The sequence below is a fragment of the Cobetia sp. Dlab-2-AX genome (genome assembly GCF_024124625.1).
Lineage (GTDB): Bacteria > Pseudomonadota > Gammaproteobacteria > Pseudomonadales > Halomonadaceae > Cobetia.
Map to the genome: position 1 here is coordinate 20,770 of NZ_JAMXRV010000008.1, position 12,829 is coordinate 33,598.

Annotated in this window: 4 protein-coding genes; all 4 read right to left on the bottom strand. The window is 64.7% G+C overall.

The window, feature by feature from the left end:
- Positions 1 to 40 precede the first annotated feature (40 nt).
- The gene (locus NH396_RS13280) at positions 41 to 8,248 is read right to left on the bottom strand and encodes a type I polyketide synthase (protein WP_253064288.1); all 8,208 of its coding nucleotides are present in this window, start codon (positions 8,246 to 8,248) and stop codon (positions 41 to 43) included.
- The gene (locus NH396_RS13285) at positions 8,245 to 9,966 is read right to left on the bottom strand and encodes an LTA synthase family protein (protein WP_253064289.1); all 1,722 of its coding nucleotides are present in this window, start codon (positions 9,964 to 9,966) and stop codon (positions 8,245 to 8,247) included. The genes NH396_RS13280 and NH396_RS13285 overlap by 4 nt, the downstream gene beginning before the upstream one ends.
- A 398-nt stretch (positions 9,967 to 10,364) precedes the next feature.
- Positions 10,365 to 11,264 (bottom strand): SDR family NAD(P)-dependent oxidoreductase, encoded by a 900-nt coding sequence (locus NH396_RS13290; protein ID WP_253064290.1) that lies wholly within the window; start codon positions 11,262 to 11,264, stop codon positions 10,365 to 10,367.
- Between the two features lie 132 nt (positions 11,265 to 11,396).
- Positions 11,397 to 12,776 carry a capsular biosynthesis protein gene (locus NH396_RS13295; RefSeq protein ID WP_253064291.1) on the bottom strand — a complete coding sequence of 460 codons (1,380 nt, stop codon included), beginning with the start codon at positions 12,774 to 12,776 and terminating at the stop codon, positions 11,397 to 11,399.
- Between the last annotated feature and the right edge of the window lie 53 nt (positions 12,777 to 12,829).

Below are 12,829 nucleotides of genomic sequence, written 5' to 3' on the forward strand. Positions count from 1 at the left end.
CCAGGAATCCGGTGCCTTGCCAAGTCTAGTGGGCATTTAACTACTTGCTGACCATCTCTCCCCGCTCTGTCAGCGTGGCCGTCTCGCCACCATGCTGCTTCACCAGCTGCGCCATGGCCTGGTCTTCGGCGCTGCTTTCGGCTTCCTCACCGTCGGCATTGCCTATCTTGTGCATCAGGCGCTCCGCGAGTCGCCACAGGGTGGCGGCTTCACTGATCATCATCACCGGAATGCTGATGCCCAGGCGCGCCTCGACCGCCGTCATCAGCTCGACCCCCATCAGCGAGTCGAAGCCCATGTCGTAGACGCTCTTGTTGATGTCGATGGCGGCTACGTCGATCAACAGAATCTTGCTCAGCTCGCCCTTGAGAATCTCGACGATGGCGGTCTGCAGCGCTTCACCGGTCAAGCCCGCCAGTGCCGCGGCGATATCATCCTGCTGCGCCTGGCTGTTGTCATCCTCACCGGCGCGGCGGGCGATTTCCTCGAAGCGTGGCGTGGCGGCGGTCGGCAGGAAGCGTGCAAGCGCGCCCCAGTCCAGTTCCAGCACACCTAATGAGCGTCCCGGCAGGCCGAGTGCCTGGGCGTGCTGATCCGCGCTGATCATCTCGCCAAGACAGGCCAGCGCGTGGTCTGCCATCAGCGCGTCGCCACCGAGGCGATTCTTGAGCGCTTCGCGGGTCTTCTCGTTGCGTGCCAGGAAGCCGGCATCCTCGATCGCGCCCCAACGTGCGCAGGTGGCGGGCAGGCCACGCGCACGACGGTTGGCGGCGAGGCCCTCCAGCCAGTGGTTGGCCGCCACGTAGACGCTCTGCCCCGGGTTGCCGAACAGGGTGGTGGCTGAGGAGTAGAGCACGAAGAAGTCCAGCGCATGCTCGGCACTCAGGCGATCCAGCAGGCGCGCACCTTCCAGCTTCGGCGTCATCACGCGCTGGATGCGCTCGGCATCGAGATGGCGAATCAGCGCATCATCGATCACCGCGGCGGCATGGATGATGCCCTTGAGCGGGGCGATACCATCGCTGTCAGCGGACTTGCCGAAGCGTGCGAACACCTTTGATAACACGGCGTAATCGGCGACATCACAGGCCAGCGCATGCACGTTCACGCCCTGGGCCTCGAGACGCTCGACACCTTGCTGCGCTTCTTCACTGGCCGCGCCGGAGCGCCCGAGCAGTACCAGCTCACGCGCGCCCATTGCAGCCAGCCACTCGGCGCTGCGCAGGCCAAAGCCGCCCAGACCGCCGGTGACCAGATAGCTGCCCGCCGGGTCGATCGTCAGTGCCTTTGCATTGGCCGTTAACGCGTCGGACTGACGGGACACTGCACTTGCACCCGCCCCCGCACTTGTTTGCTCAGCGGCGTGTTCGGCTGCGCGCTGAGTGACGACGACCTTGCCGATCTGGCGGGCTTGCTGCATGTAGCGGAAGGCCTCGACCACCTGACTGGCATCGAAGGTGGTGTAGGGCAGCGGCGCCAGGGTGCCGTCCTCGAACAGCGCCATCATCTCGCGGAACAGGCGCGTGGTCAGGCCCGGGCATTCCTTCATCAGCTGATCGGAATCGATGCCGAAGTAGCTCAAGTTGTTGCGGAACGGACGCAGCCCCATCGGGGTGTTCTCGTAGAAGTCGCGCTTGCCCAGCTCACAGAAGCGTCCGAACGGCTTGAGCACGCGCAGATTCTGGGCGATGGCTTCACCGGCCAGCGAGTTGAGCACCACATCGACACCGCGAGCATCGACAGACGGCTCACGCTGCTGACGTGCGGCGAGATCGGCCAGGATATCCTCGGCGAAGCCATGGCTGCGCGAGTCATAGACGTTGTCGATACCCATCAGCGCCAGGAAGTCGCGCTTGGCCGGAGAGCCGACGGTGGCGAACACCTCGGCGCCCAGCCACTCGGCGATCTGCAATGCCGCGATGCCCACGCCGCCGGCGGCGCCGTGAATCAGTACCTTCTCGCCTTCTTCCAACCGCGCCAGATGCTTGAGCGCGTAGTAGACGGTGAAGAAGGTGGTCGGGATGGTCGCCGCGGCTTCCAGGCTGACGCCGTGGGGCACATGGGCCAGCGCCGTATCGGCGATTACCAGCCGGTCAGAGAAGCTGGCCGGGCCGAAGCCGACCACGCGCTCGCCAACCTTGAATTCGGCATTGGCACCGGCCTGAGTGACGATGCCGGAGAACTCGAGTCCCAGGCTCGGGCCGGAGAAGCCGTGTTCGATGGCCTCATCCGACAGCAGGCCGAGGGTGTACATGACATCGCGGAAGTTGAGGCCGGTCGCCTCGACACGTACTTCGACTTCGCCGGCTGCCACGGCGGGCAGAATACGTGGCTGCCATTCCAGATTGCGCAATTGGCCGGGTTGGCTGAAGCCGAGGCTGACGCCGTGGCGCTGGGTTCCAGATGCCTGCAAGCGGGCATTCTCTGCGCCAGCGGCCTGCTGAGGCGCCGCCACCTGACGCAGACGTGTCGCGAAGCGGGCGCCAGTGGCATCCAGCACCACTTCCTGCTCGTGATCCGGCGCTTCGAGTTCCTGCACCAGCTCGTCCATCAGGGCAGGCATGCTGACGGCGTCGTGCTCGAGCTTCGGCGTATCCAGCAGGCGAATGGCCAGCGACTGGCTCTCGTTGGCCAGACTGCGCGCAAAGCCCCAGCTGACTGCATCCGCCGGTGGCGTCGCTGCGGGCGCGTCGCTTGTCTGCCACAGCGTCGCCACGTCATGTGTCAGCACCCACAGGGTCGGGGCGAGGCGGCTGTCGTCCTGCTCTTGGGCGCTATCAAAGGCCTGGGCGACCTGTGTCAGCAGCTGTTGGCGGGCGCACTGGAGGGCATTGGTGCTATCCGTACCGTTCTGCTCATCTGTCGCCGCAGCACTGGGCAGCGCGATCAGGTGATCAACGTTGCCAAGTTGCTCGATCAATGCGGATACGTCCGCGGGCAGGTTGGCTGACAGGCGCTGATGGCTGACCTGATGACCACGCGCGGTCAGTGAGTCGCTCAAGCGCGTCAGCAGTGCCTGATCCGCCGGAGCCTGCGGGCTATCCAGTAGCGCGATGGAGAGCGTGGCGGCCTGGCTTTCTGAGGCTAAGCGTGCCACTGCTTCGCTTTCCAATGATTCACTCTCGACTGATTCACCTGCCGCCGACTGGCCTTCAGCGGTTTTCGCAAGAGCCGCAAGCGGTGCCTGAGCGGCAAGCGTCGCGGACAGCCACCAGGCGCCTGATGTTTCGGTACCGAGGTGATCGCTGGCCAGGTGATCGCTGGCAGGCGCTGCCGACTCGATATCGAGGCCCAGCTGGGTCAACAGACGCTGCCATTGCGCGATGCCCGGATGGCTGCGCAGCTGCTCACCATCATCGAGGGCTAGAATCGGCCCGGCCCAGGCCGCCGGCTCACAGCCACACAGCAGCAGCTGCGCGCCGGGGGCCAGACGGGCGATCAGCGCTGTCAGCAGCTCGCGCGCCTGTGACGGTGCCTCGAAGTCCAGATGCACGATGGCGAGCTGAGCCTTGCGGGTCGTGGCGGTATCCTCGAAGGCCTCGCCTGCGATTACGTCGATCAGCGGCAAGTCATCCTGCAGGCGATTGGCTTCACTGAGGGCGCCGGCACTGGCGGCCACGAAGCGGTAATCCAGCGCCGCGTAGCGACCGTTGCGTGCATCCGCCTCGCGCAGTGTCGCGAGACGCTGGCCCAGCCAGGGGCCGCCGGCACCCAGCTCCAGCACATCGAGGCGCTGGCCGGCAGGCAGTGTGGCAAGCGCGCTGCTGATGCGTTGATCGAGCTGTGCGCTCAACCACTGCCAGCCGGCATTGCCGACCGCCGTCTTGAGCAGCGTCGGGATCAGCGGCTGGCGCAGATGCTCCAGTGCGGCGCTGGCATCCGCCGAGAGTAGCGCCTCGCGGTCTGCTGTCGTTTCATCAGCGGTGCCGTCCAACTGAGCCCCTTCTGACTGAGTCCCGCCCAGCGGCATGCCGCGATTGAGCCATTCATCCAGATGCAGGTGCAGGCGACCGGCGGCATGCGTCAGCGGGAACTGGCCCGGGTAGTCGCGTACCAGCAGCTGCCAGATGTCATTGGCGGCGGGCAGATCCAGCGAATTGATCTGCCAGTCGCCGCTGTCGAGTGCTTCCGTCAGGCCTTGTGACTCGGCCCAGTCGAGCAGGGCACGGCTGTACAGCGGACAACGGCGCTGCCAGCGCGATAGCGCCTCGTGATCGAGATGGGCCAGCTCCGGGTCGCCCGGCGCCGCGTGACGCAGCAGGGTCTCGTGGACGCTGGCCAGCATCAGACTGTCGAGCAGCGGCTCCAGCTCATCGCGGAAGCACTGGCTGTCGGCCAACAGTGTCTGTGCGCTGGCGGCCGTGTCGCTCTCAGCAATATTCTCACCAACACCCTCACCGCCATCGGCAGCTTCTAACGCCTGCATGGCGTCATTCACCAGGCCTGCGAGATTCAAGACTGGGGCGGACGGCTGAGTGAGCGGGTGCGGTGCGGCAGTCAGTTCGATATCCAGATAATCCAGATGCGCCGTGCCGTCACGTCCCAAGCGTACGGCGCGGAAGCGGGCCTCTTCAGCAACCGCCACGGCGCGGCCTTCGGCATCGAACAGCTCGAAGTCGGCGCACAGGGAGTGCGGGCCACGCGAGCGCAGCACGACACGCGCGGTGACGATCTGCGAGGCGCGTACCTGCTCACGCACCTGCAGGCGACCGACACGCACCGGCACGAAGGCCATGCCATTGCTGGCCTCCATCTGGCCCTTGAGCACCCCCAGCAGCGGAATGAACAGCTGGAAGGCGCTATCGAGCACGCCGGGGTGCAGGTGGAAGTCGGCGTCCTGGCTGGCCATTTCCTTGGTCAGCGAGAAACGGGCCAGTACCTGCGGACGCGCAGTGCCCGCTGCGTGGTGGTCGGTGCCCGCGTCGACCCAGATCTGCTCGGCGGCGCGGAAGTGCGGGCCATAATGCAGGCCGAGTTGCGCGGCAGCCGCCACGTGCTCATCGCGGCCGAAATCGGCGGCGCGAGTGGGCATGATCGGGGCGGCTCGCTCCAGCAGGCGCCCGCGCGTGGCGGTGAAGGCGCGCGCCACGGCGTGCAGATTCCACTTGTCGGCATCTTCCGCGCGTGTCTCACGACTCTCCAGACGCATGGCGCCATTTGCGCTGTCCAGCGACAGGCGGGTCAGTCGCAGAGTGCTGTCATCGAGCAGTAGCGGGGCGCGAATCTCGAAGTCTTCCAGATCCAGCACGTCGGGCAGGCTGTCCGCATCGGCGCTGGCGGCCTGCCATTCGTGGGCGGCGGCCAGGCATTGCTCCAGATAGCCGGCCCCCGGGAAGACGGCACTATCGCCGACCTGGTGATCGGCCAGCCACGCGACCTTCAGGGTATCGAGCTGGGCTTCCCAGGTCAGGCGTTGCTGGGCGAGACGATAGCCGAGCAGCGGATGTGCGTAATGACGATCCAGCAGACGCTGGCTTTCGCTGGTGGTCTGGAGCCAGCACGGGATGCGTTGCCACGGGTAGCTTGGCAGCTCGACGAACTGACCGGCGACCGGGAACAGGCCGGTGATGTCGACAGCGCCGGAGAGCAGCACGCGACCGCGCAGATGCTCCAGGGCGTCTACCCCGGCATGGCGACGGTCGAGGCTCGCGAGCACCTGGCCGGCGGGGGCTTCTTCACTGCGCGCCTTGAGGATGTCGTTCAGGTAGCTGCGCAGGATCGGGTGCGCGCCGATCTCGATCAGCAGGCGATGGCGTCCGAGGGTAGCGTTCTCTTCCGCGTCGGCGTGCCAGTTGACCAGTGAGGTGATGGCGGCCTCGAACATGACCGGCTGACGGATGTTTTCCCACCAGTAGCGTGCATCCAGCTGCTCGCCGGCAATGACGCTGCCGGTGACGGTGGAGATGAACGGGGTATGGGTGGCACGGGGCGTCAGGCCGTCGAGGGATTCAAGCAGGCCGGGCTTGATCGGATCCATCGCCGGGCTGTGGAAGGCGTAATCCAGTCCCAGCACCCGTGCGAATGTGCCTTGGGCGGAGAGCTCCTTGCTCAGCGTTTCCAGCAGCTCACGCTCGCCGGCCAGGGTGGTGCCGCGCGGACCATTGATGCCGGCCAGTGACAGCGAGGCCCATTGCGGCTGCTCCAGCCATTCGCGCATCTCGCACTCGCCGAGACCGACGGCCATCATCGCGCCGGTGCCCCGGGTGCGCCCCTGGTGGTAGCTGCGCTGGAAGATGACCCGGGTGGCCTGTTCAAGCGTCAGCGCGCCACTGGCCCAGGCCGCAGCGACTTCGCCGACACTGTGGCCAGTGACGGCAGCGGGGCGGATGCCACGCTCGATCAGCCATTCGGTGACCGCGACCTGTAGCGCGAACAGCGTCGGCTGGGCGATCTCGGTGGCGTCCAGGCGGTTCTCGCCTTTCTCGCTCAGGCTGCCGTCCAGCTCCTTGAGCAGCTCGAAGCCATTGAAGTTGCGGAAGGCGGCATCGAGGCGCTCCAGGCCGGCGCGCACGCTGGCGGATTCTTCCAGCAGGGCACGGCCCATGCCGGCCCACTGGCAGCCATTGCCGGAATACACGAACACCGGGCCGCGCTCCTGTACGGGAGTCGGGGCATTCGTCGTGGCACGCGGTGATGCATCATTGTCACTGGCGCTCGGTAATGCCGGCAGACGGTCCGCCAGGGTGATACACGGATGGTCGCCGAGATCCCCTTCGCTGCCGAGGGTGTCGAGATCCTCAAGCAGGGTGGTGAAGGTGTCGGCGCTGAGCAGGGCGCCATGCACATGGTGCTCGCGGCGGGCGGCCAGCTGCCAGGCGAGATCGTAGAGGCTCGGTGCCATGTCGCGGGCGGCGAGCTCACGCAGGTGCTCTGCCAGCTCCAGCGCGGATTGCTTGAGCGCCTGCGGCGAACGGGCACTCAGGCGCAGCGGCGGCGTCTGTTCACCTTCACTGCTCGGCGGCGCTACCGACTGTTCGGGGGCACTTTCCAGCAGCACGTGGGCATTGGCACCACCGAAGCCGAAGGAGTTGACGCCGACGACCAGGCGACCTTCCGCCTTGAGCTTGCGCGGCTGAGTGACGATATCCAGATTCCACTCGTCAGTGCGAATCTTCGGATTCAGGCGCTGGATCTTGATCGTTGCGGGCACTTCACGGTGCGCGATCACGCCGAGTGCCTTGGCCAGGCCTGCCACGCCAGAGGCGGTTTCCAGGTGACCCATGTTGCTCTTGATCGAGCCGATCGGCAGCGGGTTGGAGCGCTTCTGGCCGATGGCGGCACCGATGGCGCGGGTTTCCAGCGGGTCACCGACTGCGGTGCCGGTACCGTGGGCCTCGAGGTAGTCGATCTCGTCCGGGCTGATGCCGGCCTGCTCGCAGGCCTGTTCCATCAACTGGATCTGCGCCGCCGGGTTGGGCACGGTCAGGCCGGACTTGTAGCCATCGGTATTGACCACGGAAGAGGCCACCACGGCGAGAATGCGATCGCCATCGGCGATGGCCTGATCGAGATCCTTGAGCAGGAAGACGCCGCCGCCTTCGGATCGCGCATAGCCGTCGCCGGCCTCATCGAATACCTGACAGCGCCCAGTCTTCGACAGCATCGTGGCCTTGGAGAAGATCAGGAAGCCGTACGGATGCAGGTGCAGGCTGATGCCGCCGGTCAGCGCCATGTCGGTCTCACCGCTTCGGATCGACTGGCAGGCCTGATGGAAGGCGACCAGCGAAGAAGAGCAGGCGGTATCCAGTGACAGGCTCGGGCCGTGCAGATCGAAGGCATACGACAGGCGGTTGGAGGCCACGCTGGAGGTATTGCCGGTCGCGGTATTCGGGCCGATGGCGCTCAGGTCATCCGCCATGCGATAGGAATAATCCAGGCTGGCGATGCCCATGAAGACGCCACAGCGTGAGCCGCGCATCTTCTCGGCCGGGATACCGGCGTGCTCGATGGCTTCCCAGCTCATCTCCAGCAGCATGCGTTGCTGAGGGTCCATGCTGGCGGCTTCGCGTGGGCTGATGCCGAAGAAGGCCGGGTCGAAGCCCGTGATGTCGCCCAGTGAGCCTGCGGCGAAGCTGTAGCTCATGCCCGGCGCCTTCTTGTCCGGGTGCGAGAGAGACTCCTTGCTCCAGCGGTCGTCGGCGACTTCGGTCACCATGTCCTTGCCGGCCAGGAGGTCGTCCCACAGGGTGGCCTGAGTGGTGCCGGGGAAACGGCTGGCTGCGCCGATGATTGCAACGCGTCGGGTCATGACAAGCTCCTGAACTTCTGAGTCACGGCACTGTGGCGAGCATGTTTCGCGGTCGCCTTCAGCAGCGCACTTCCTAATGTATCGATATTGATGACGCGCGGGTCGCCCTTGCGGCATTGCTCGTCAGTCTTGAAGGGCCCTTCGCAGTCGAGGACCCACTCCATCAGCTGCGGGTCCTTGTCGCGCACGGCCGCCATGGTCTGGCGGGCGGTGTCGTCGGACTCCGGTAGGGCGCTGGACCAGATGAAGCTGTCGGTCACGCCATTGGGCTCACCCAGGGTCGTATAGACCTCGGGCATGATCGGCACATGGTCTCCATAGAAACACAGCAGCCCGCCGCACGGCAGTCGCGCCAGCGCGGTGGTGAGCTGATCGATCATCGCATCGGCATTCACCAGATGACGCAGATAGATGCCCAGTTCCTGACAGTTCTCCGGCAGGTCTCCGTCATACCACTCCGGCAGACGTGCGCTGTCGAAGGCTTCCAGGTGCAGCGGGCCGTGGTTCTCCATGGTGATCACCTGGATGAACAACGGCGTGTCGCCGGCCTCCAGCAGGCAGTCCTCCACCTTGGCGGCCACGGCGGCATCGCTGATGTACTGGCCGCTCCTGTCGGCATCGCTGAAGTGGGCGATGTCGAGGAATTCATCGAAACCGAGCTGTTTCAGCACCTGGTTGCGCATGTAGAAAGTGCCGGGATAGGGATGGATGCACAGCGTGCGATAGCCCATTGCCTTGTAGCTGGCGGCCAGATTGGGCACGGCGCGACGCGCCAGCTGATGGTAGGGGTTGAACTGGTGCACGCCGAGCTCTTCGGCGGTCAGCCCCGTCAGGAAGGCGGTTTCGGTGCGCACGGTATTGGCGCCCCAGGCCGGCACGGCCAAGCGACCACACGGCAGGCCCTGCGCCAGGGCGGTGAAGTGGCAGCGGTCTAGGTTCGGCAGCAGGTCATCACGCACCTGGGGATAGACACGACGGGCATCGAAGAAGGATTCGCTCTGTACGCTGACGACATGGGGCAGCGCCTGGGTGGCGTCCTCGTCTTCCAGCTCGCGCAGGGTGGCGGCGAGTTCGCGCTCTCCCTCATCCAGCGGATTGTGCTGTGGCGAGAGGGGGCGACGCGCCAGCCGCGCATAGGCCAGCAGATAGGGCACCATACCCAGTTCGGCCAGATCGAATTCGGGGACCAGCATTACCTTGCTGGCCAGACGCTTGCCCAGGGTGTAGACCAGGAGGCTCGCACCGATCAGTAGGCTGATCAGCGGCACCAGCCACACAGCGGCGTTGCCTGAGTAGGCGGCGGAGAAGCCCAGCGCGGGTTCGAGCCAGAGCCCCAGACCGATCGCCAGCGCCCCTGCCGTGGTCGCGGCGATGGTCAGCCCGATGCCGAAGAAGGGGATATACAGGCGCGGATGCTTGATGGCGTCGGTGAAGTACTCGAAGTCCTGGCTGAGGAAGGGTTCGCGCAACGACACGTACTTGGTGCGGCTGACCTGCAGCACTACCAGCCATAGCGCATTGACGACGATCAGCGAGAACCATGGCCGCTGGGTGATCAAGGTGCACAGTGACCAGCTGGCGCACCAGTACCCGACATGTGCCAGCCGGGCACTGACGGGGCGACGCCAGAATGCGGCTGGCGGTGTCGTCATCTGTTTCAACAGCAGATGCTCAAGCCCCAGCGTCGACCCGAGACCGACCAGCAGTGGCCCGGCCATAAAAGACACAAACGCAATGACAAACTCCATGTAATGCCGACCTCGTTAGCCTCTGCCGTCGCAGAGGCTGTGTAGTGTCCGGTCGAGTACTCGACCCTGATCAAGATCCATGGCGACGAGGGGAGCGGTAATCCGGCCCCTCGCCGCAGTAATTTCAGGCGCTCTGGTGTCCAGATCCTGATCGATCCAGCGTGTTCAACTGTCGCTATGGCGTTCCCGTCACTGTCTTTCCCATCAATTCTGCACGATGTACGCCAGTGGCAGGTATTGGGGTATTACGCTAACTCATTGTCATGACAATGGAAAAACGCTGAGCCATTACCCGCTGTTCATGGCCGGCCGGCTCATGGCTCAGACTCACCGCTCAGGTTCATGGCTCATGAAGACGCAAGCCCCGATCAATGAGTGTAATTGAACCACCCGAGCAGGCGCTGGGAGATACCGGCAGGCAGGACACTCAACCACCAGCACCCGAAGTTGAGCGGGAAGGGAAAGCTGATACGCGCCCGGTTGCGCGCTGCACCCTTGAGAATGCGGCGTGCGGCCTTCTCGGGTGGCATCTCGAAGGGCTTGGGCCCTGGCATGGCCTCACACATCGGCGAGGTGACATAGCCGGGCATGACGACGGTGACACCCACGCCATGGGGTTTGAGCCAGCTGCGCAGGCCTTCGCCATACGCCTTGACCGCCGCCTTGCTGCCGCTGTAGCTGGGCGTCAATGCCAGGCCATGCCAGGCCGCCAGTGAGCTTAGCAACACCAGCTGGCCACTGCCGCGCTGCTTCATGGCCATGGCCAGTTGATGGGCCATCCCCAGCGTGCCGATCACGTTGGTCTGCAGCAGGCGGCGTGAATCCTCCCAACGCTCTCCGTTGCCTTGGGGGCCGATATCGGTATTCATGCCGGCATTGGCGATGGCGATGTCCGGCACGCCGCGCGCGCAGACTTCATCCAACCAGGTGAACAAGGTCTCTTCATCACACAGGTTGAGTACCGTGCATTCCACTTCGGCGCCCAGCTTGCGGCAGTCGCTGGCGATCGCATCGAGCTTGCGCTGCTTGCGGCCGGTGAGAATCAGCGTGGTGCCTGCCTCCGCGTAGGCGCGCGCCAGGGCGCCGCCGATCTCGCCCGTGGCACCGGTGATCAGGACGCGCCGCAGGCGGCTGGCATCCTGCGCGGCTTGCGCACTGGCGTCGCTCTCTGCAGGTCGATGATCTGCTGGTCGATGAACCGCTCGGTGAGTGCCAGCGGCGCATTCAGCGTCGGTGGGCTCTGGCTGCTGGGGGGGCTTGGCCGTCATCTTTGGTCTCCTTGAATCCCGACACCGAAGGTCGGCAGTTCCCTTGCAATTCTCGTTATGGTCGGGTGAGAGAGGCTGCCATCATTGGCGTGTCTCACCGTTGTTGCGTAGTCCAGCAGTCTTTTTGCATGTTCAGCAGCGGCTCAACATGTTTTCCAACGGCGAGCGTTCGGCGCACAGTCTCTTGGACGCGCCCACCACGGCCAGTTGCATGCCCGGCTTGCAGTAGAAACCGCCATTGAGCTGCACGGTATGAATCACCGTATTGCGGAAATGTCGGAAGAGCGTCGGGTCAGGGCGTTGGCCCTGGGTCCAGAAATCATGTAGCGAGCCCTGGAAGGTCAGACCCGGCAAGTTGAAGATCGGGTCACCCATGCAGAAGGTCGGACAGCGATACTGCAACGCCACGTTGCCGGTCGTGCTGTTGACCGTGATCATGCCCTTGGCCTGCTGCAGCAGCTTCTCCAGATTGCCGCTCTCCAGGTAGACGATACGACCGATCAGGTCGTAGCGGCGCTCCAATGAGCGAATCAGCCCCGGGTAATCCACCAGCCCCATGTCGAGGGGATGGTTCTTGATCACCAGGCGTGCACCGCGTGGCGCATTCAGGGCAAAGCTCTTCATCACCCGCTGGATGACTTCCTGCATGTTGGCGAAGCGCGAGTGGTGGCGTATCTGGGCATCGGTATTCAGCTGCAGCGGCAGCATGTAGTAGGGCGCGCCACTGCCCATCAGCTGATCGATACGCTTGGCGTCACGCCGCTTGTACCAGCGCATCAAGGGCAGTCGTGTCGCATAGCCCGCGTATTCCTGTACGGCGTGAATGCTGTGCGGGCGATAGCGCGGGAACAGCAGCGGATTGGCTGCGCCCGCCAGGTGGTAGGTAATGTCATGACGCGCACGCTCACTGAAAGGCGCCTTGAAACGCTGCGGCGTGGGGGCATCTTCGAGGTGTTTGCCTGCCTCACGGAACCAGTCGGGGTCACGTGGCAGCAGGGAGTGGCCATTGACGCCTTCGCGCTCCAGCGTCACCCAGTAGGGGCGGAAGTAGCCCTCTTCGAACACGTGGGTACGAATACCGAGATATTCCGCCTTGAGAACGGCATCACGATGTACCGGGCGTCGGTCGCCGAACAGCACCTGATCGGTGACGTGGTGCTTGCGCCACAGATCGGCGATCCAGTCGCCGAGGTCCTCGAGCTTGCCTCGATAGGCATACGCCTTGTCGTGGCGCCAGTAGAAGCTGTCGCCGCTGTTGAAGTTGACCTTGATGACCTCATGGCCATCCTGCTTGAGCTTTTTCGCCAGCTGCAGGAAGAAGGGCGAGCACACCCCCTGCAGCAACATGAAGACGCGCCGGCGGCCGCCTCCCGGTCGGATGTGAGCAGAGGGTGGCTGCTCCGGAGTGTGCAATTCAGCACCACGCGAGACGTCGGGCTGAACTGGCGGGCGTGTCAGGACGGCATCATCCGACATCTTGAGCTGGCGCAGTTTTTCGATCGCGCTAGCCACGGAGGTTGTCGGTGAAAGGCCTTGCTCCCCAAGGCTCTCTTGCGCGCGAGCGT